The following is a 19,292-nucleotide window of genomic DNA, read 5'->3' as shown; positions in this document are numbered from 1 at the left end:
AGGGGCGGGCGCGTCCAATTTAACGAACTTCCTTGATGTTTATCGACGGCGTGTCCCGGAGAAAGAGCGCTTGCAAGTCGTTGAGAAAATCCTGGCCGCGCTGCGTAGGCGCAATGCGTTCGATATCGCGCGTAATCAAGCCACGGCGTTCCGCTTCGACCAGTCCCGGCTCGATCGCGGACATCGCGAGTCCGGTTCGTTCATTGAACGAATGCACTGGAAATCCTTCCACTAGCCGCAACGTGTTCAGCATGAATTCGAAGGGCAAGTCGCGCGGCCCGACTTCGTGCTCTTCCTGTATCGCCGCGCCGCCAAGCGCTTCATCCATGTACGTTCCTGGATGTTTGTATCGAACCTGACGCACGATTTTTTGCGGGAACGACAGCTTCGTATGTGCGCCCGCACCAATGCCGAGATAGTCGCCAAAGCGCCAGTAGTTCAGGTTGTGCTGGCTCTTCCTGTGCGGTTTCGCATAGGCCGACACTTCGTAGCGCTCGTAACCGGCTGACGCCGTGCGCTCATGAATCCAGTCCTGCATGTCGGCGGAAGCGTCGTCGTCGGGAACGGGCGGCGGGTACTTCGCGAACATCGTGTTCGGCTCGAGCGTCAGGTGATACAGCGATAAATGCGGCGGCGCGAAACTGATCGCTGTTTCGATATCCGCGCGGCATTCATCCAGCGTCTGCTTCGGCAGCGCGAACATGAGGTCGAGGTTGAAGTTATCGAAGTTCTTCGCCGCTATTTCCACTGCCTGACGCGCTTGCGTTGCATCGTGAATCCGGCCAAGCGCCTTCAGATGTTGTTCGTTGAAACTTTGGATTCCTATCGATAAACGGTTCACACCGCTTGCCCGAAATTGCGCGAACTTCGCGGCTTCGAAGGTGCCGGGGTTGGCTTCGAGTGTGATCTCGGCGTCGGCGTCGAGCGGCAGCAGCGCTCGGGCATCGGAGAGAAGGCGGTCCAGTCCTTTCGCCGACAGCAAACTAGGCGTCCCGCCGCCAATGAAAATGGTGTGCACCTGGCGGCCCCAGACCATCGGCAACGCGCGCTCGAGATCGGCGCGCAAGGCATCGAGATAACGATCCTCAGGAAACGTCTCGCCCTTCCACTCGTGCGAGTTGAAATCGCAATACGGGCATTTGCGCACGCACCATGGGAAATGTACGTACAACGACAGTGGCGGCAGCGACGTCAGCCGAATACTGCCCGGCGACGTGAACGCCTTGACCACGTTGATCGCCTGGGGACCGCTTGAGCCAGCCGTCACGATATTTCCTTCAGCCGCGCGAGCAACTGGCGAAGCGCAATCGCCCGATGGCTGCTTGCGTTCTTCACGGCGGGATCGAGTTCGGCGGCGGTTTGTCCGAGCGATGGCACCAGGAAATGCGCGTCATAGCCGAAGCCGTTCGCGCCGCGCGGGGTATCGATGACTTCGCCGTGCCAGCGGCCTTCCGCAATCAGGGGTTCTGGATCGTCGGCATGACGTACCAGCACGAGGACGGAGAAGAAATACGCCCGCCGATCTGATTCATTGGCCAGATCCTTCACGAGCCGCGCGTTGTTCGCGATATCGTTTTTCTCGCCGCCGTTGAGCAACTGCGCATAACGCGCCGAATACACGCCAGGTGCGCCGCGCAGCGCATGCACGCAGAGGCCGGAGTCGTCGGCGAGAGCAGGCAATCCCGTCGCCGCCGAAGCATGCCGCGCCTTCGCCAGCGCATTTTCGACGAAGGTCACATGCGGTTCCTCGGCTTCCGACACACCGAGTTCGCCTTGCGTCACAAGATCGATGCCCGCGGTGCTCAGCAGAGCCGCGAATTCGCGCAATTTGCCCGGATTATTCGACGCGAGCACAACGCGTTTCAACGCGCTAACGGAATCAGAATCAGACATTAAGCAGCTCCAGCGCGATCTTCTGCTTGGCGATCAACGTTTCGATACCGCTTTGCGCCAGATCCATCAGCGAGTTCATTTCGGCGCGCGTGAACGGTACGCCTTCAGCCGTTCCCTGCACCTCGACAAAACCGCCGGCACCGGTCATCACGACGTTCATGTCGGTGTCGCACTGCGAGTCTTCGTCGTAGTCGAGGTCGAGCACCGGCTGGCCGTTATACACGCCGACCGAGATCGCCGCGACAAACTGATTGATCGGCGATTCTGCGATCTTGCCGGCGGCCAGCAGCTTGCTCACCGCGTCATGGGCTGCCACAAACGCGCCCGTAATGCTTGCCGTGCGCGTGCCGCCGTCGGCCTGGATCACATCGCAGTCAATGTGCAGCGTGCGTGCGCCTAGCTTGTTCAGATCGAATACGGAACGCAGCGCGCGCCCGATCAGGCGCTGAATCTCCTGCGTGCGGCCGGTTTGCTTGCCGCGTGCGGCTTCACGGTCGTTACGCGTATTGGTGGCACGCGGCAGCATGCCGTATTCGGCGGTGAGCCAGCCTTGATCGCGTCCGCGCAGGAATTCGGGCACGCGCTCGGAAATGCTCGCGGTGCAGATCACTTTGGTATCGCCGAATTCGACGAGCACCGACCCTTCCGCATGCTTCGTGTAGTGCCGCGTGATGCGCACGTCGCGCAATTGATCCGCGCGACGGCCGCTCGGGCGGTTGAACGGGGCGGACGGGTTCAGCGTGGAGTCGGTCATGGAGGCGGCAAAGTGAAAAAACGCAGTGAAAGGAGCTTGGGCGCGCGATAAAAAACGCGTAAAAATCGCGCTAGGTTCGAATTTTATCCGCAATCGGAGTGAGCGTCCGGGGCAGCGTCCCGTATTGATGCGCACGCGCTGCACAGCGGCATTGCGTTTCCAGGGGCGGGATCGGCAAAAATGGGATAATGCCAGCTTCCTCGCCCGGCCAACATTGCCTGCCATTTCGCGCAGCTACACGCCGGGCGTTTCGAAGCGAACTGGCCGCGCGGTGCAGGCAACAAACAAGCAGCAACGCCGCCACGGCCTTCAAATTACGGACGCGACAATGATCTACAGCATGACAGGCTACGCCAGCGCCACGCGCGAAGTAGCGTCGGACGGCGCGGGCGCCAATGGCTCGGGCGTGGGGGTATCGGTGGAATTGCGCACGGTGAATTCGCGCTTCCTCGACATGAATTTCCGCATGCCCGAAGACGTTCGCGTCTGCGAGCCGCAATTGCGCGAAATGCTGATGAACAAGCTGTCGCGCGGCAAGGTTGATATCCGCATCAACCTGAATCGTGCTGAGCAGACGACCATTGCCGGCGTGCTTAATCGCGATGCGCTGTCGCAACTCGCCGCGCTGGAGCGCTCGGTGCTAGATATTTTCCCCGATGCCGAACGCATGCGCACCGGTGAAATCCTGCGCTGGCCGGGCATTTTGTCGGAGAGCGGCGTATCGGCGGAAACGTTGCGCGACGCGGTGCTGGCATGCGGCAAGCAGGCGATTGCTGAACTTATCGATGTCCGCGCCCGCGAAGGCGCCGCGCTTAGCGCCGTGCTGATCGCGAACGTGACGGAAATGGAAGCTATCGTGGCAAAGGTCACGCCGCTCGTGCCGGAACTGATCACGAAACATCAGCAGAAGATTGTCGAGCGATTGCAGGATGCGCTTGGGATTGCATCGCCGGAAGGCACCCAAACCAGCATTCCGCGCGAGGAAATTGCGGAACGGATTCGCCAGGAAGTGACTATTTATGGCATCCGTATCGACATCACCGAGGAATTGCAGCGGCTCTCCGCGCATCTTGCGGAAACGCGCCATGTGTTGCAGAAGGGCGGGAAAGTGGGCAAGCGGCTCGACTTCATGATGCAGGAGCTGAATCGCGAAGCGAATACGCTCGGGTCGAAGGCGGCTGCGAAAGAACTAGCGGATTCGTCGATGACGCTCAAGTTGCTCATCGAACAGATGCGCGAGCAAGTGCAAAACCTGGAGTGACGCTGCCATGAACGACGCACAACGCAATACCTACGCCGGTGTTTATCCGGGCAACCTGTTCATGGTCGTGGCGCCGTCGGGCGCGGGCAAGTCGACGCTGGTCAACGCGTTGCTCGCGCAGGATCAGGCAATCCGTCTGTCCGTGTCGTACACCACGCGCGAACCGCGGCCGGGCGAGGAAAACGGCGTTCAATACCATTTTGCTTCCGTCGATGACTTCATGGCGCGCCACGCCGCCGGCGAGTTCCTCGAAAGCGCGGAAGTGCACGGGAACTACTACGCCACGTCACGCGTATGGATTGAAGAGCAGATGAAAAGCGGCCACGACGTGCTGCTTGAAATCGATTGGCAAGGCGCGCAACAGGTCAAGAAACGCTTTCGCAATGCGGTGGAAATCTTCATCCTGCCGCCGTCGCTGGACGCGCTTGAAGAGCGCCTGAAGAAGCGTGGCCAGGACTCGCCGAACGTGATCGTGCGGCGTTTGCTGGCCGCCGGCAGCGAGATGGCACATGCGCCGGAAGCGGAATACGTGCTGATCAACGAGAACTTCGAGCGCGCGCTCGGCGAATTACAGTGTCTCGTTGCTGCCACACGGCTACGTTTTGGTTCACAGTACGCCCGTCATACGCAGTTGTTTGTGGAGTTGGGCATACACTCGCCGCACGCCGAGTGAACGGGGCTTTCCGGTCACATAAGGTAGAATGAAGAACATATCGAGAAGGAATCAACCATGGCCCGCATCACCGTCGAAGACTGTCTGAAAATGATCCCCAATCGCTTCGAGCTTGCGCTCGCAGCAACGTATCGCGCGCGCCAGCTCGCTCAAGGCCATACGCCGAAGATCGAAAGCCGCGACAAACCGACTGTTGTTGCGCTGCGCGAAATCGCGGCCGGCCAGGTCGGTGTCGAGATGTTGAAGAAGGTTCCGGTCTGATTGACGGTCCGGACGTCTACGCGACTTGTTACTAACCGCGTCAGCTAACCACGGAGGCGACCATGAATCCTGTTCCATCGTCCGTCTCTGTGGATCCGCATAACGACGTCCTCAGCACAGAGTCTCATTCTCAGAATCACGCGCACGATCATGACACCGCTCATGATGCCGATTCGCCCTCGGCGGCGCGCAAGTACATCGACGCAGTCCTCGAACAATCGTTTCGCCATCTGTTCGGGCCGACTGCCACACCGGAAAAGCCACGCCGCCACGACGTCGTTTCCATTGCGAAACTGACCACCGAGCTGGCCGCGTATCTTTCGCCGGAAGAAATCAAGCAGATCAAGCTCGCTTTCCATTTCAGCGATGAAGCCCATCTTGGGCAATATCGTCAGAGTGGCGAGCCGTATATCACGCATCCGGTCGCGGTCGCGGAAATTTGCGCCAGCTGGAAACTCGACGATCAATCGATCATGGCGGCGTTGCTGCACGACGTGATCGAAGATCAGGGCGTGACGAAGACCGAGATTGCGGAGCGTTTCGGGCCGAAGGTTGCAGAACTCGTCGACGGCCTGTCGAAACTCGACAAAATGGAGTTCCGCAATCGCGAGGAAGCGCAGGCGGAAAACTTCCGCAAGATGCTGCTCGCCATGGCGCGCGATGTCCGCGTGATTCTCGTTAAGCTGGCGGACCGGCTGCACAACATGCGCACGCTGGGCGCGGTGCCGCCGGAAAAACGACGTCGCGTGGCGCGCGAAACCATCGACATCTATGCGCCTATCGCGCATCGGCTCGGGTTGAACAACACGTATCGCGAGCTGCAGGACCTGAGCTTCGCGAACTTCAATCCGCATCGATACGCCACGCTCGAGCGCGCCGTGAAGGCCGCTCGCGGCAACCGGCGCGAAGTGGTGGGCAAGATCCTTGAAGCGGTCCAGCGCACCATTGCGGACGCGAAAATCAAGGCCGACGTGACCGGCCGCGAGAAAACCATCTTCAGCATTTACAAGAAGATGCGTGACAAGCAGTTGTCGTTCTCGCAAGTGCTCGACGTCTATGGCTTTCGTGTGGTCGTGGATACCGCGCTCGAATGTTATACGTGCATAGGTGCGCTGCACGCGCTCTACAAACCGGTGCCGGGCAAGTTCAAGGACTACATCGCCATTCCGAAGGTGAACGGCTATCAGTCGTTGCACACCACGCTGGTGGGGCCGTTTGGCGCACCTATCGAATTCCAGATCCGTACGCGCAAGATGCACGAAATCGCCGAAGCGGGCGTGGCTGCGCATTGGCTGTACAAGAATGGCGGCGCGGATCTGAATGACGTGCAAAAGCGTGCGCACCAATGGCTCAAGTCGCTACTGGACATTCAAAGCGAAGCCGGCGATTCAAGCGAGTTCCTCGAACACGTCAAGATCGATTTGTTCCCCGATGCGGTCTACGTGTTCACGCCGAAGTCGAAGATCATGCCGCTGCCGCGCGGCGCGACTGCGCTGGATTTCGCGTATTCCATTCACAGTGACCTGGGCAATCAATGCGTCGCGGTGAAGATCAATAACGAGTTGCTGCCGCTGCGCACGGAATTGAAGAGCGGCGACATTGTGGAAGTGATCACCGCGCCTTATTCGAAGCCGAATCCCGCGTGGCTTGGCTTCGTGCGTACCGGCAAGGCGCGCTCGGCCATTCGTCACTATCTCAAGACCATGCGGTTGAACGAATCGGTTCAACTGGGCGAACGGCTGGTCGATCAGTGCCTCAAGAGTTATGGATTGGCGTTGTCGGAAGTGACGCCGGAAGCGTGGGAAAAACTGGCGCAATGGACGGGCAATAAGAGCCGTCAGGAAATTTTCGCGGATATCGGCCTTGGCCGGCGCGTGGCCGCGGTCATGGCGAAGCGCATCGAAGTGCTGATGACTGGCCGCGACGACGACGATTCCCCGCGCGAAAGCTTCAGCACGAACACCGCGCCGCCGGTTGTGATCACTGGTACCGAAGGCATGTCGGTACAGTTGTCGGCTTGCTGCCGCCCGATTCCCGGCGACGACATCATGGGTTACATCGGCATCGGGCTGGGTATGGCGATCCACACCACCGAATGCCGTGTGGCGCAGCGGATTCACAGGCGCGATCCGGGCCGATGGATCGACGTCGCCTGGGCACCGCAGCCAGGCCGTCTGTTCGATGTCGCCATCAAGGTGCTCGTGAGCACGTCCAAGGGCGTGTTTGCCCGCGTGGCGGCTGATATCACGTCCGCCGATGCCAATATCGTGCACATTGCCATGGACGAGGATGTGACGCAGGAATCTACCGTGCTGCGTTTCGTGATCCAGGTGAGCGATCGTGTGCACTTGGCGAACGTCATACGGCGCGTGCGCACGAATCCGGACGTGATGCGCATCGCGCGTGAGCGGCCGAGTGACGAACCGCATCATCGCAATACCGAAGGCGGCATGCGGATCGATCGCGAACGCGGCGATTATTGACGCCTGGCGTTCGCCCCTTGGCGCAGCGGCCGGCAGAGTCTGGGTTTGCAGCTGATCTGACTTGCCGCCGCTGGAAAGCGACCTGCGTGCCTGTACCCATTCTGCGTACACAGGGGCACTTATGAAAACATCAGAACTGGAAGGCGCCGAGCTCGATTATTGGGTCGCGCGCGGGCTGCACGACTTTATCCGCGAAATTCATTTCACCGATGGTGGCCAGACGCTCTCGATCCGTGGCAACGACCGTGGCCGGGCGTGGGACGGGCGCTTCCTGCCATCGACGTCATGGGAAGCGGCATCAGTGGTGCTCGAGCGCGTATGCTGCCTGGAGATGAAGGACCACGGACGCGGCGAGGTCGTGTGCACCGCGGTATTCGGCAAGGCCGGTGCGGAAGTGGAAGGGCGCGGACCGTCGTTGCGCATCGCGTTGCTGCGGGCGTTCCTGCTACATGCGTTCGGAGACACGGTTGACGATGAGTTTCCGCATCGTTCGCAGAGGTTGCTTGGAGAGCGCGCTGAGCCGATTGGCGAGCAGAGTGGGGCGGCAACCGTTGAAGATGCGCCGTTGCCAGACGGGCGTATAGGCGATATCGGGTCGACTGCGCGGCAGTAAATGCGTTTGTTGCGCCTCGCGCGCCCCGTGAAATCTTGCCGGGCGCGCTCGACGTTCTCCGGCAACGAATGCGCTTAGGCATTCCGTCCGCACAAACAAAAAGGGCCTTCCGTGAGGAAGGCCCTTCTAAAACTGGTGCGGCTGGCAGGATTCGAACCCACGACCCCTTGGTTCGTAGCCAAGTACTCTATCCATCTGAGCTACAGCCGCGCATGAAGCAGAGTAATACAAAAAACTGATGCAGGAAATGCTTGCTTGAAACAAAACAACTAAAACACTTTGAAGAAGTGGTGCGGCTGGCAGGATTCGAACCCACGACCCCTTGGTTCGTAGCCAAGTACTCTATCCATCTGAGCTACAGCCGCACGCGAGACCAAGAGTATAGCCAAGCTCTCCCAAAAAAGGAAGGGTCCCGGCTCGATTTCTGTAATGCCGATCCCCTTCGTGTTACCGTGCACTGGAGCTATCTCGCTCCTCTTCACGTCATTTTGAGCGGTTTGCACCATGAACAAAGCATTTGTCAAAGAATCAGACGAGAGCGATGAAGACCTCGACCTCGAACAACCTGTCGGCGTGCCGCCCGGCACGAAGAACTACATCACGCCGGCAGGGCACCAGCGCCTGCGTGACGAGCTGCTGCACCTGCTGGACGTCGAGCGGCCCGATGTCGTGAAACTGCTTTCTTGGGCGGCCTCTAATGGCGACCGGTCGGAGAACGGCGACTACATCTACGGCAAGCGGCGCTTGCGTGAGATCGACCGGCGAATTCGCTTCCTGACCAAGCGTCTCGACAAGGCGGAAGTGGTGGACAGCAGCCGCCAGGAAAATGTCGACCAGGTGTTTTTCGGCGCAACGGTGGATTACGCCGGTGACGATGGCGAAACGCACACGGTGACCGTCGTGGGCGTAGACGAGGTCAATCTGGATGTGGGACATGTGAGTTGGATCTCGCCCATTGCCCGTGCGCTGCTCAAGGCCAAGGTCGGCGATACCGTCACGCTGCACACGCCCGCGGGTGTGCAGCAAATCGATATCCTCGATGTGCGTTATCCGTCGAAGGCCTGATGCGGTTGATCTAAAGCGCTAACGCAGGGGAAACTCAGGACGAAAAAAAGGCGCCGCAAGCGGCGCCTTTTTCACATCGGTACAACCTGGAACAAGACTTAGAAGCGGTGGCGAATGCCAACCGTTGCCGAGACTTGGTTCGGGGTCGACGACATGCCTACGCCCGTGATCGGAGCGCCCAGGCCATTGCTCAGGTCGATCGCGTGAACGTACTCGCCTTGCAGGTACACGTCCGTGCGCTTCGACAGCGAGTAAGCCGTTTGCAGAGCAAACGTATGGAACGACGGCTTTTCACCATCAAGACGTGCGTCCGTGTACGTGTACTCACCAGCCAGGCTCAATGCCGGGGTCAGTGCGTAACGGCCGTTCACTTCATAGTTGTTAAAGCGAGCGTAGTTGTTGTTGAAATTAACGCCTGCGCCGCCGGTTGCTGCACCCGTGATGCCAACTGCGTCTTCAAGCTTCGTTTGCGTGAACACGAAGCCAACCGTTGCCGGGCCGAACGCGTAGTTCAAACCAGCACCGAACGTGCGCTGCAGGCCTGCCACGAACGTGTTGTCGCCAGCAACTGCGCCGTTAGCGTTGGAGATTGCCGCAGCAGCTCCAGCACCGGTTACGTCGTTGTTCAGTTGCAAGTAAGCAGCAGCGATGTTCAACGGACCGTAGTTATACGATGCGCCAACGCTGTAAGCACGGTTGTTCGCGAAGCCAGCTTGCTGGTTCGAGAAGCCATACTGCGCGCCGAACTTGAAGCCAGCGTAGTTCGCGCTCTGGTACTTGACCGAGTTGTTGATACGGAACGAGTTGTCGAGGTTGTCGTTGTCGAACGGGTGGGCGAACTGCGTGCCACCGTATTGCGTGCCGGTCAGAGCCAACGGGCCGAGGTAATCGACCACGGAGTCATACTGACGACCCAACGTCACAGCACCGTACTGCGTGCTCGACAGACCAACGAATGCTTGACGACCGAATTCACGGCCTTGTTGACCCAGCGTGCCGTTAGCAATGCTGAAGCCGTTTTCCAACGTGAAGATTGCCTTCAGGCCACCGCCGAGGTCTTCAGCGCCGCGCAGGCCCCAACGGCTGCCGTTCACCGAACCGCTGGTTTCCTTGAAGTTATGCGAGCCGCCTTGGTTGTTCGTGTACGTCAGGCCAGCGTCGATCAAACCGTACAGCGTCACGCTGCTTTGAGCATGAGCGGCGGTTGCAAATACGCCCGACAGGGCGGCGACCATGAGAGTCTTTTTCATCTTTGTAACTCCGAGAGCAATTTGGGTCTGACAACCCAGGCTTGAAGGAAACCTTCACTCCGACGCGCTGCGAGAGGCGCTGTCAGGTGATTTCGTGTATCGAAAGAAGACACAGTCGTTTCCGGACCAGACGAAGTGTAAAGACGGTGTTACAGCGTTGGCATTCCGATTTACGCAATAAAGTATTCTGCGATCGGCAATGATTAAGAAACGCAATCTAAGCCTTTACTGGCAAGGCTTTGCGGGAGAATGGCGGGGGTGAATGCGATGTGTCAACAGACGTTCGTTGCGCAATTGCGACATGCGCTATCGTTAAAATACAACGCCAATAATCCTAAATGTCGATTGTTGACGGAACCGCAATAGATGATTGCCAGAACTGTAGATGATCACCAGAAGACGTGCCGTTATACTTTAACTGCTGCTTTCCGAAGCAGACTTTTTCGTTGACGGAAAAGATCTCCAAACCTTGTCGGCGCGACTTCCCAGTCGCGCTTTTTTTTACCTGAACGGGCTTGATGGCCATAGCGCGTTCAGGTGCGCGTTACTTATATAGTTGCTTCCAGCACTTCTTCAGGCATCCCTTCAGCCTTATTCGCGGCGTCGGGTGATTCAGCGCCGTCGTTGCTATCGAATGTGGGTGGACTCGATATTGTCCAGTCTTCCATCACATATCGACGAGCATCCATTGGCGAGGACAGAAGGTTTTGCCAATGGTCGCCATGCCACGCCGGGTCAAAATCCAGAGCTGAATGCGATTCCACTACTGCCTGGGGAGCGACAAACGTCCTGATCCACGAAAACATGCTTTTGAGTTCGGTCGTCACAGCAATGACCTCCTTTAAAGTGTTTGCGGTACAGGTTCATGATGCCCATAGCCGATTTCGGTAACAAGGCTCGTTAACGCTTACGATTCGATAATAATGGTTACAATCTCAGTAAATATTTCCTTTTAGCGGATAGCGGCGGTTTATTCCGGAATTATTACGACTATTGTTTTCCTGGATTCGAGAGCGCATGTGGAATCGGCCTGCGAAGCTCCCCTTGCGCCGAGCCGCCTCGCGACTGGAATCGGTACTGAACTGCCGGGGCTCGAATGGACGTGAGCTAAAATGCCCGATCGATACGCCGTTGTCCTGCGCGGATCGCGTCCATTCCTCTTTTAGCGGTCAGCGTTGTGCTCCCAATCGTTACTACTAATAGTGTTAGCTCAGAACCGATGGTTTTCGTCGATCTCGAAACCACCGGCGGCACGTTCGGCGTGAATCGCATCACTGAAATCGGCGTGGTCGAGGTTGGGCCGGCTGGCGTCACGCAGTGGAGTTCGCTCGTTAATCCAGAGCAGCCAATTCCATTCTTTATCCAGCAACTCACCGGCATCAGCGATTCGATGGTGCGCCACGCGCCGACGTTCGAATCCATCGCGCATGATTTGCTGGCGCGTCTCGATGGGCGGCTGTTTATCGCCCACAACGCGCGGTTCGATCACGGCTTCCTGCGCAGCGAGTTCAAGCGCGCGGGCATCAAGTTCCAGCCCGACGTGCTGTGCACGGTCCAGTTATCGCGCACGATCTATCCGACGGAGCGCCGGCACGGACTCGACGCGTTGATCGAACGGCACGCGCTTGTGCCCTCAGCGCGCCATCGCGCGTTGGCCGACGCCGATCTGCTCTGGCAATTCTGGCAGCACCTGCACACCACTCATTCCGCCGATACCCTGCGCGCGCATATCGACCAGGTGACGCGGCGTTTCCGTCTGGCGGGCGATATCGACGAAGACACGATCGAACGGATTCCGGCGGGTTGCGGCATCTACGTGTTCTATGGCGAAAACGACGTGCCTTTGTATGTGGGGCGAAGCGTGCGCTTGCGCCAGCGGGTGCGCGCGCATTTGTCGGGCGTGAAGCGCTCGGCGAAGGAGCAACGGCTCGCGGAACTCGTCCGGCGCGTGGAGTGGAGCGCGACGGGCGGCGAGATTGGCGCGATGCTCGAGGAAGGCCGCTCCGTCGCACGGCTCGGACCGGCGCACAATCGCGCGGTGAAAACGCGGCGCGACGATCCTCGCGGCGCCCCGTGGACGTATCCGGGTGCTATCGCCATTGAGGAGGCGGACGCCACGACCGGGGCGCGAGTCTGGCATGTCGTGGACGGTTGGCAGTTCTTTGGCACGGCAACATCGCTGGGTGACGCTGCGCGCTTGCGTTCGTCCGCGGAATTGGCGAGCTTCGAGTTGTCGACTTACCGGATTCTCCGCGAGCGATTGTCGCGCGGATTGATCGTCGTACCGCTCGGAACCACCGTTCCTGTGAGCGGAGAGCCGGCTTAACCCACGGCGCCCACGCCCCCGGCAGCGCACACATGCGAGAGTGCGCGCTCGAGCGGCGCGTTCTGGGCAGAATCGTAACGTGTGAGGTGCTTCCAGCGCGCAATGCTTTCGGCGAGCCGCGACGGACAATCATCGGTGTGACGCAACGGCTCCACGCGAGCCAGCGCGGTGAGCAATGAATTCGTTATGCGATCAAGTTTCGGCCGTGTTTCGCTAGCGAGGTCCGGCGGTGTCCCTTCAGGCGGCCGCGATTTGCGCCAGTTATCGAATAGTGCGTTCTGCACGTCCTTGCTCGCCTCGATCTGATCCCGGAAGAAAGCTTGCGCAAACGCGGGATCCATGCCGGCGGATTTCGCGCGCTTGTCGATACTTGCCAACAGCGCGGCTTCGCGGGGTTCATCGGTGATCGGTTCGTGGCGCGCCCACTTCCAGCGCGCGACCGGCTCGGCCAAGGCGAGACGTTGCGACGATAAAGCAATGAGATTGGTGAGCGGTGTATCGTCGCCATCGGCAAAAGCGGCCGGCTGAAATATACCGATAAACGCCGGGACAGCGGCCATTGCAGCAATGGTCCGCAGAGTGCGCGAGATGCGAGTGGAAAGCATGATTGATCGATAGCGTGCAAAGATCTGCAGCTTAACCCATCGTGTTTGAGACATTCATCTTGCGCGATACAAGAGGGTCATTCTGGTTGGCCTGATGCAGTTGGCTTTGGCTCGACGCCCACGCGCCTTTACGCCGTTGTGACTAAGAGGATGCCGCGCTGTTCAAGCGTGCGAAAACCGCAGCCTGTTCGATGTCCGCACATAGATCGCCCACGGCTCACGCGCGTTAAGCGCACACGCGTTGAGCCCACCCCGGCAACGTTGCTCAATTACTTCGGGTCGCACTGGTTGCGCTGTTCGTCGAAGAAAGCCCGGACGTATTCGGGCAACTCCGCGAGGAATTCAACTGCGACCGGTTCTTGATCCGGACATTGCACCTTATCCGGTGTCGGGATTTTGGTCGGCTTGGCGTCCATCACTTTCTCTCCTTGTATGGGTCGATTATCAATCTCGACTCTGGATTCCTGCTAGCGCCGAATGCGCCGGTGGAACTTTTGCCGCTTGCTCTGTTGCTTTAACGGGACACCGGTGAGATGACTCAGGCATGTCACAGTTAATTAATGGCTCAGTTCGTGTATCCCCGATGACGCAATTCTCCGTCGTCTCCGTTTTGCAGTGAAAACCCGGCCATACACGGTTATCGCTATTACTGAGTTCTGCTGCTGCGCGGCAAATATTTCGCCAGGCGTTTCAAAGTCTATCGGGCGCGCTTCGAACGTCGCCGCCGATGGCGTGAGCCCCCTATCACGCACTCCTTCCTAATATTGATAACGGCAATAAATCCGCCCGGTTGACCGATTTATTATCTTTTAATGGAATTTTCTCTAAGTGATGTCCGCAAGCGTACACACGAACAGGTTTATGTTCGCAAATCGGATAAATCCGAAGCATCGGCGATGCGACGTGAAAAGATCGTTTTGCGCCGACGTGTTTGCGATGAATTATCAATCGCATCACAATCGTTCACTTGAAGCGTTACTTTAAGTTAACGGCCCGAGGCAATACTGCGAGCGGATATCGATGAACGCGACGCTCTCAGCCTTCAGCGCCAGCCCGGCTCCGTCGGCATCGAATCGATCGCACCAGTCGCCACCGCGAGCGCGGCCGCAGCCGCAGCCGAAAGCGCGCTGCTGTAGCTATCCGCGTCTGCGTTCGTTGCAGCCAGCAGTTGATTCTGTGCGAGCAGCGAGTCGGTGACCGACCCGATCCCTTGGCCGTACGCGTCGAATGCGGCGTCGTAAGTTGTCTGTGCAGCGGCCAGTAACTCCTTGGCGGCAGCGTGCGCGGTGAGGCTCGTCTGCAGCGTGTTCTGTGCGGCAACAATTTGCCGGACCGCTTCTTCGCGGCTTCGGGCGAGGCGGGTCGATGCGCTGTCGGCGTCGTTGCGTGCCTGCGCGAGTACGGCCTGACGCAAGCCGCCGTCATACAGTGGAATCGTCACGCCCACGATCACGCTGCCGCCGTACCGGCCGCCGCTCAGATTCAGCGTCGGCAATTGCTGGCCAATGGCCGGAATCCCTGAAATCGATGAACTGCCGGTGTTGTACGCGCCGTTAGCCGAGACAAACACCTTCGGCATGAATTCCGATTCGGCTGCCTTCACCCTCGCCAGGTTGATCCGCTCGGCGGCATAGGCGCTCAGCACGTCCGGCCGCCGGGCGATGGCGGAAGACACGATCTGCTCGATCGAGTCGTTGGTCGGCGCCGGAAGTGCACGTGCCGGCATTTCCGCGATCCTCGGTTTCGACAGCGGCGAGATGCCCATCGCCGAAATCAGCGTCAGATAGCTGTTGCTTTCGGCCCCCTGCGCCTGGATCAGCGCGAGCTTCGCCTGCGCGCGATTCTGATTGGCCTGCGCTACTTCAATCACAGTGCCAATGCCATGCCGGTAGCGCGACTGCGCCGCAGCGAGGATGGCTTCGGCATTGCCGAGACCTTGGGCTGCCGTGGCGACGCGGGCACGCGCGGCCTGGTATCCGTAGAACGCGACGCTTACATCGAAGATCACCTGCTGGTGAACCGCGGTGAAGCTGATATTCGCGACCACCGATGCCTGCGATGCAGCCTCGAGGCGCGCGGCACGTCCGCCGAAATCGAAGAGCAGCCATTGCAGCGTCACCGCCGAAGTCGTGCCATGTCCCGTCCCGGCGGTTGATGAAGCATCGGGCACGGACGAGCGCACATTCTGGGCGCCGGCGTATTGCCCCATTGCCGCCACGGACAGTTGGGGAAGGTAGGCGCTCTTCGCAATGCCGGCCGCGAGCGCCATGTTGCGTGCATCGTTCCAGGCGATGCGCGTCAGCGGGTTCGCCGATTCAGCGAGGTCAATCAGTTCGGCTAGTTCGTAGGCATGCGCCGGGTCGAATGCCGGAGGAGGGGGCAGCACGGCGAGCGCGGGATTCGCGGGTAACACGTAGCCACGGTTCGTTGCAGTCGATCCAGTCGATACCGCTCCCGGCACGATGGCGCCGCTCGCGTCCGTCTGCGGTTGCCACGGACGGTCAAGGCTTTCGGGCGCCATGTCCACGGAGGACGTGGCGCAGCCGGTCAAACTCGCTGCGGCCAGGATCGCTAGTGCGAATGAAGGGTCAAGCCGGAGCATGAGTCGTAAAGTCCTTCGCCGCCATGTTTGGCGCGGCGTGTTGGAGTTGAGCGAGGCGTGTGTCGCCCAGGTGTAGCAGCGCGGCAAGTGTTTCGTCGGTTGCGGCGTCGGCGTTCGCCAATGGCTGCCGGTCGGTTATCGCGCCCGTCTTGGGCGGCTGTTGCGGCGGATTGCCGGTAACCTGGCTGAGCCAGCCGGCGAACGCGGCATCGCCCGGTCGCCTCTCGGCAATCAGGAGCATGGGTGCTTCGAGCGCGCCGAGCCTTGCCAGCGCGCTGCGACGTTCGGCAAGCCACTGTGGATCCGGACGAACCCATGATGGTTCGTAGCGCATCAGCGCCAGGTCCTGTTCCAGCGCGCCGTATTGCGCCATCGCGCTCGAGGCCTGCGCGCGGCGCGTAGCGGAATTCCCCGGCATGGCGAGCCGCTCCCATTGCTGCTGCAGCGAGCTGAGAGCGGTATCGACGCGCTCAGCCACGCTGACCGGCCACACACGGGTAAAGATCAGATACACGACCACGTTGCCGATCAGGATCCCGATCGTGCGATCCCGCGCGACCGTCACGTCGAAGCCAGGCCCGGCGCCCTGGATCACGCACATGAAGAAGACCAGCGCAATCTGAAATCCTGCATAAGAAATGCGCGGCGAACCAAAGGCAATCCAGGCCGAAAGCAAGGCGCCGAGGAACACGATACCCATCAACCCGACGACAGAGGTCATCGCGGGAATCACGAACACGATCGCTGCGGTACCGAGGAGCGCGCCCGCGATGCATCCGGCGATGCGCAGCGTCATTTTCTCGACGGTTTCAGCGGTGGTGCCGAGCGACACCATGTAGACAGTGATGAAGCAGGTGTGGATGCCGGACCAGTTGAGTTGCGAATAAAGCAGATAGCAAAACACGGCCGCCGCGGTGGTTTTCACGGCATAGCGCACGTGTTCGGGATTCGTGAACGCGTCGGGCAGGAAGAATCCGCCATGCTCGTTCGGGGGCGGGGCGCTGTCGGCCTGTGGTTTGTGATCGACATCGACATCGACATCTACTACAGCGAAGAAAGTGATTGCGTGCTGCAGTTCTTCAGCGACGACGCGCGCAAGCGGCGTCAATTCTGTTGCGGCGGGCAGGCTGAGTTCGATATCGACCGGATAACCTCCCGCTTCCAGCATGCGTGCCATGCTCTCCAGCGTGTCGATGATCGGCATTACGAACGATGCCGGCAGCCGGCTCCACGGTTCCCGGGCCGCGAGATCCGCTGAGACCAGGATCGCAAATGTCGATGAAACGGCTTGCCGCAAAGGGGCGATATCGGCACGTGCCGACGATCCGCCGAGCGCCGAAAGCGTCAGCCACGAGCGCATCTGCGCATCGCCTTTGCGTAGGCAGGCGTTGAGCGCGTCGCGCGTTGCATCGGGTTCGGCGAGGCTTTGGGCCGCGAGCCGCAGGTGCTTCGCCAACGCGCGGCCGGCAAGCCGCCGCGGCGACGGTGCAAGCGCCAGGTTCACGCAGATCGACACCCCGATCGGAATCCCGACCATCACCCAGGAGTAAAGCAACGCACGGGTCGCCGCTTCGCCGAACGGCACGCTGCCAAGTTCGTCGAGCGTAAATCCGACGATCATCGCAACGATCGCACCGACCGGCCGCAGCTTGCTCGCCGACGTGACGAACAGCAGCGCGAGCGAGAGCCCCGCGATGCACGCAACCCGCCAGACCGGATCGTCGAGTGCGAATATGGCCACGACCGTTATCAGCGCGACCACCAGCGTGACCAGCACCAGCATTGCCAGACTCTGCACCACGCTGAAAACCCGGTCCGGCTGGTTCAGGAAAAACACGACGTAGGCCGAGATGGCGGCTTCCGGCGTGCCGTAGGCGCTTGTCACGAATATAGTCAGCGCGCAGATCAGCGCGACGCGGCAGGCCATTTCCGCTCTTCCCGGAAAGGGCGCAAGCAGCTTCAGCAGGTCGGCCGCGCCTGGCCGGGCAAGATCACCGGCAGGCTGCGCCATGCCGGACCTCGACTAACGCGCTCGCACCGACCCGGACCAACAGGGCGGCCGGCTCATCCAGAAGCACGCGCACGGGGAAGCGTTGAGCAACCCGCACCCAGTTCACGGACTGTTGCACGACGGGCAACGCACGCGGCAGATTGACCCGGTCGGTATCGGCCACGCCCGCGCCGATGCCGACCACCTTGCCGTGGATCGCCTGGCTCCGGTCGATCATTGAATAGACGGTCGCGCAATCGCCTGGCTGGATCGCGCCGAGCGCCGTTTCCCGGAAGTTCGCGACGGCGAACCATTCGTCGGCGGCGATGAGCGTGAATATCGATTGATTGGGCGCGACTGTCTCGCCCGCCAGCACCGAGAGGCCCGTGACAAAACCGTTGTGCGGCGCGTGCACAACGGTTGAGTCGAGGCTGTGCTGCGCGAGTGCCAGCGCTGCCTCGCGTGCGCGCACCAGGGCCATGGCGCCCGACTCGTCGCCTATGGTCTGCGCGGCCGCCCGCTTTTGTTCTTGTGCCTGCTTGAGCGTCAGCTCGGCATCGTGCTGTGCCACTTGCGCCTGGTCTAGCTGCTGGAGCGGAACGTATCCTTTTGCTGCGAGTGGCGTTAGCCGCTGAACGCTGCGCGAGCTCAGTTCGTAGTTGTGCGCTGCCTTGCCGGTCTGATCGCCCGCGATGACCGCATTCGCGCGCTCGCCGACCAAAGTCCTGCGGCGCGTGTCCAACGCCGCGCGCGCCAGGTCGAGATCGCCCTGGGTCTGCGCCACGAGGAGCTGATACGGAACGGGATCGACCTCGAAGAGCACGTCTCCTTTTGTGACCCGCTGGTTCTCCACGACGGCAAGCCTGACGATCCGGCCGCTCACCGGCGAGGCGATATGCACGACGTCGGCATCGATTGTTGCGTCGTCCGTTGACGGATACCGGCTTGACCGACTGGATGCGTAAAACAGCGCGGCAATACCAAGGGCGACGATCACGCACGCAACCACGCGGCCTTTGAAAGCGTTTTTGCGCAAGCCGGTTATTTTCATGGGAGTTGTCCGGTCATCGAAAGCCAGATAACCACGGCAACCATCAAGCCGATGGCCGCACAGACGAAGAGCTGAAACGGGACGATTTGCGCCCATCCAGTCAAGACGGATATCCGATGCGCAACGAGCGCGCCGACTAGTCCCAGCAGGGCACTTAGCAGCCAGAGCGGAAAATACGCACCAAAGATTTCATAAGACGGTGCGCCGTGCGGCGCACAACCCTGCAAGGAAAGACACAGGGATGCGACAGCCGGAAGATACTGCATGCGATCAGCATTCCGGTTGCGGGCGTTTTTTTTGTTTCGGCGTTAGCGACATTGCGGCGCGGTGTGGTGGGGCGAGGTCATTAAAGACCTGGTAGAAGCCGGGAAAATCACGGCGACTTTACCAGCGCAGCCCATTCATTTCGACGTTTTCCGCTGCCGGATAACTTTTATTACCCTTTACGGCGAAGTGTTCACGAAT

At 60.0% G+C, this 19,292-nt stretch carries 18 protein-coding genes and 2 tRNA genes; 7 read left to right on the top strand and 13 right to left on the bottom strand.

Going from position 1 to position 19,292, the window contains the following annotated elements:
• Nucleotides 1-19 precede the first annotated feature (19 nt).
• The 3 genes from hemW to rph are packed head-to-tail and all read right to left on the bottom strand — an operon-like array spanning nucleotide 20 to nucleotide 2,632.
• Nucleotides 20-1,267 (bottom strand): radical SAM family heme chaperone HemW, encoded by a 1,248-nt coding sequence (hemW, locus tag ACSQ83_RS01300; protein ID WP_436226990.1) that lies wholly within the window; start codon nucleotides 1,265-1,267, stop codon nucleotides 20-22.
• Complete coding sequence (rdgB, locus tag ACSQ83_RS01295; RefSeq protein WP_436226989.1) at nucleotides 1,264-1,893, bottom strand: RdgB/HAM1 family non-canonical purine NTP pyrophosphatase; 630 nt, start codon at nucleotides 1,891-1,893, stop codon at nucleotides 1,264-1,266. Before rdgB ends, hemW begins: the two co-directional genes overlap by 4 nt.
• Nucleotides 1,886-2,632 (bottom strand): ribonuclease PH, encoded by a 747-nt coding sequence (gene rph / locus ACSQ83_RS01290; RefSeq protein ID WP_436227082.1) that lies wholly within the window; start codon nucleotides 2,630-2,632, stop codon nucleotides 1,886-1,888. Before rph ends, rdgB begins: the two co-directional genes overlap by 8 nt.
• A gap of 343 nt (nucleotides 2,633-2,975) precedes the next feature.
• Here rph and ACSQ83_RS01285 point away from each other — a divergent pair, with 343 nt between their 5' ends.
• The 5 genes from ACSQ83_RS01285 (at nucleotide 2,976) to ACSQ83_RS01265 (ending at nucleotide 7,938) form a co-directional block, all read left to right on the top strand.
• Complete coding sequence (locus ACSQ83_RS01285) at nucleotides 2,976-3,908, top strand: YicC/YloC family endoribonuclease (protein ID WP_414951116.1); 933 nt, start codon at nucleotides 2,976-2,978, stop codon at nucleotides 3,906-3,908.
• A 7-nt stretch (nucleotides 3,909-3,915) separates the two neighbouring features.
• Nucleotides 3,916-4,581: a guanylate kinase gene (gene gmk, locus ACSQ83_RS01280; protein ID WP_414951095.1), complete on the top strand. Its 666-nt coding sequence runs from the start codon at nucleotides 3,916-3,918 to the stop codon at nucleotides 4,579-4,581.
• A 57-nt stretch (nucleotides 4,582-4,638) separates the two neighbouring features.
• Entirely contained in the window at nucleotides 4,639-4,842 is a 204-nt protein-coding gene (gene rpoZ, locus ACSQ83_RS01275; protein ID WP_031359151.1) for a DNA-directed RNA polymerase subunit omega, read from the top strand.
• Between the two features lie 62 nt (nucleotides 4,843-4,904).
• The gene (locus ACSQ83_RS01270) at nucleotides 4,905-7,325 is read left to right on the top strand and encodes a RelA/SpoT family protein (protein WP_436226988.1); all 2,421 of its coding nucleotides are present in this window, start codon (nucleotides 4,905-4,907) and stop codon (nucleotides 7,323-7,325) included.
• A gap of 121 nt (nucleotides 7,326-7,446) precedes the next feature.
• Nucleotides 7,447-7,938, top strand: a complete 492-nt coding sequence (locus tag ACSQ83_RS01265) for a phage protein NinX family protein (RefSeq protein WP_436226987.1) — start codon at nucleotides 7,447-7,449, stop codon at nucleotides 7,936-7,938.
• Between the two features lie 133 nt (nucleotides 7,939-8,071).
• On the opposite strand, the gene ACSQ83_RS01260 is transcribed toward ACSQ83_RS01265, so the two are convergent.
• A tRNA-Arg gene (locus tag ACSQ83_RS01260) sits at nucleotides 8,072-8,148 on the bottom strand.
• Between the two features lie 78 nt (nucleotides 8,149-8,226).
• Nucleotides 8,227-8,303: transfer RNA gene (locus ACSQ83_RS01255), tRNA-Arg, on the bottom strand.
• Between the two features lie 139 nt (nucleotides 8,304-8,442).
• Here ACSQ83_RS01255 and greB point away from each other — a divergent pair.
• Nucleotides 8,443-9,003 (top strand): transcription elongation factor GreB, encoded by a 561-nt coding sequence (gene greB, locus ACSQ83_RS01250; protein ID WP_414951098.1) that lies wholly within the window; start codon nucleotides 8,443-8,445, stop codon nucleotides 9,001-9,003.
• 98 nt (nucleotides 9,004-9,101) lie between these two features.
• Here the strand turns inward: greB and ACSQ83_RS01245 are convergent, their stop codons facing one another.
• Together ACSQ83_RS01245 and ACSQ83_RS01240 are read right to left on the bottom strand one after the other, a co-directional pair.
• Entirely contained in the window at nucleotides 9,102-10,253 is a 1,152-nt protein-coding gene (locus tag ACSQ83_RS01245) for a porin (protein ID WP_436226986.1), read from the bottom strand.
• Nucleotides 10,254-10,801: 548 nt separating this feature from the next.
• Nucleotides 10,802-11,080, bottom strand: coding sequence for a hypothetical protein (locus ACSQ83_RS01240; protein ID WP_414951100.1), 279 nt, complete (start codon nucleotides 11,078-11,080; stop codon nucleotides 10,802-10,804).
• 392 nt (nucleotides 11,081-11,472) lie between these two features.
• Between ACSQ83_RS01240 and ACSQ83_RS01235 the strand changes: the two genes are divergently transcribed.
• Entirely contained in the window at nucleotides 11,473-12,579 is a 1,107-nt protein-coding gene (locus tag ACSQ83_RS01235) for an exonuclease domain-containing protein (protein ID WP_436226985.1), read from the top strand.
• Here the strand turns inward: ACSQ83_RS01235 and ACSQ83_RS01230 are convergent.
• The 6 genes from ACSQ83_RS01230 to ACSQ83_RS01205 form a co-directional block, all read right to left on the bottom strand.
• On the bottom strand, nucleotides 12,576-13,169 hold the full coding sequence (locus ACSQ83_RS01230; RefSeq protein WP_436227081.1) for a chorismate mutase: 594 nt from the start codon (nucleotides 13,167-13,169) through the stop codon (nucleotides 12,576-12,578). The two genes, ACSQ83_RS01235 and ACSQ83_RS01230, sit on opposite strands and share 4 nt — an antisense overlap.
• 284 nt (nucleotides 13,170-13,453) lie before the next feature.
• Entirely contained in the window at nucleotides 13,454-13,600 is a 147-nt protein-coding gene (locus tag ACSQ83_RS01225) for a hypothetical protein (protein WP_414951102.1), read from the bottom strand.
• A gap of 626 nt (nucleotides 13,601-14,226) precedes the next feature.
• On the bottom strand, nucleotides 14,227-15,786 hold the full coding sequence (locus ACSQ83_RS01220) for a TolC family protein (RefSeq protein ID WP_436226984.1): 1,560 nt from the start codon (nucleotides 15,784-15,786) through the stop codon (nucleotides 14,227-14,229).
• Nucleotides 15,773-17,797: an FUSC family protein gene (locus tag ACSQ83_RS01215; protein WP_436226983.1), complete on the bottom strand. Its 2,025-nt coding sequence runs from the start codon at nucleotides 17,795-17,797 to the stop codon at nucleotides 15,773-15,775. The genes ACSQ83_RS01220 and ACSQ83_RS01215 overlap by 14 nt, the downstream gene beginning before the upstream one ends.
• Nucleotides 17,778-18,827 carry a multidrug transporter subunit MdtN gene (gene mdtN, locus ACSQ83_RS01210; protein ID WP_436226982.1) on the bottom strand — a complete coding sequence of 350 codons (1,050 nt, stop codon included), beginning with the start codon at nucleotides 18,825-18,827 and terminating at the stop codon, nucleotides 17,778-17,780. The genes ACSQ83_RS01215 and mdtN overlap by 20 nt, the downstream gene beginning before the upstream one ends.
• Nucleotides 18,824-19,093, bottom strand: a complete 270-nt coding sequence (locus ACSQ83_RS01205; RefSeq protein WP_436226981.1) for a hypothetical protein — start codon at nucleotides 19,091-19,093, stop codon at nucleotides 18,824-18,826. Before ACSQ83_RS01205 ends, mdtN begins: the two co-directional genes overlap by 4 nt.
• Nucleotides 19,094-19,292: the final 199 nt, after the last annotated feature.

The sequence above is a fragment of the Caballeronia sp. LjRoot29 genome, assembly GCF_964252755.1.
GTDB lineage: Bacteria > Pseudomonadota > Gammaproteobacteria > Burkholderiales > Burkholderiaceae > Caballeronia.
The sequence above is the reverse complement of the archived record's forward strand: the minus strand, read 5'-3'. Positions and strand labels throughout refer to the sequence as shown.

Coding starts and splice junctions, on each gene's coding strand:
- ACSQ83_RS01235 (WP_436226985.1), top strand. CDS start 11,473: ATGGTTTTCGTCGATCTCGAAACCACCGGCGGCACGTTCGGCGTGAAT.
- ACSQ83_RS01245 (WP_436226986.1), bottom strand. CDS start 10,253: ATGAAAAAGACTCTCATGGTCGCCGCCCTGTCGGGCGTATTTGCAACC.
- ACSQ83_RS01205 (WP_436226981.1), bottom strand. CDS start 19,093: ATGCAGTATCTTCCGGCTGTCGCATCCCTGTGTCTTTCCTTGCAGGGT.
- ACSQ83_RS01220 (WP_436226984.1), bottom strand. CDS start 15,786: ATGCTCCGGCTTGACCCTTCATTCGCACTAGCGATCCTGGCCGCAGCG.
- ACSQ83_RS01225 (WP_414951102.1), bottom strand. CDS start 13,600: ATGGACGCCAAGCCGACCAAAATCCCGACACCGGATAAGGTGCAATGT.
- rdgB (WP_436226989.1), bottom strand. CDS start 1,893: ATGTCTGATTCTGATTCCGTTAGCGCGTTGAAACGCGTTGTGCTCGCG.
- ACSQ83_RS01285 (WP_414951116.1), top strand. CDS start 2,976: ATGATCTACAGCATGACAGGCTACGCCAGCGCCACGCGCGAAGTAGCG.
- ACSQ83_RS01270 (WP_436226988.1), top strand. CDS start 4,905: ATGAATCCTGTTCCATCGTCCGTCTCTGTGGATCCGCATAACGACGTC.
- mdtN (WP_436226982.1), bottom strand. CDS start 18,827: ATGAAAATAACCGGCTTGCGCAAAAACGCTTTCAAAGGCCGCGTGGTT.
- greB (WP_414951098.1), top strand. CDS start 8,443: ATGAACAAAGCATTTGTCAAAGAATCAGACGAGAGCGATGAAGACCTC.
- rpoZ (WP_031359151.1), top strand. CDS start 4,639: ATGGCCCGCATCACCGTCGAAGACTGTCTGAAAATGATCCCCAATCGC.
- gmk (WP_414951095.1), top strand. CDS start 3,916: ATGAACGACGCACAACGCAATACCTACGCCGGTGTTTATCCGGGCAAC.
- ACSQ83_RS01265 (WP_436226987.1), top strand. CDS start 7,447: ATGAAAACATCAGAACTGGAAGGCGCCGAGCTCGATTATTGGGTCGCG.
- ACSQ83_RS01215 (WP_436226983.1), bottom strand. CDS start 17,797: ATGGCGCAGCCTGCCGGTGATCTTGCCCGGCCAGGCGCGGCCGACCTG.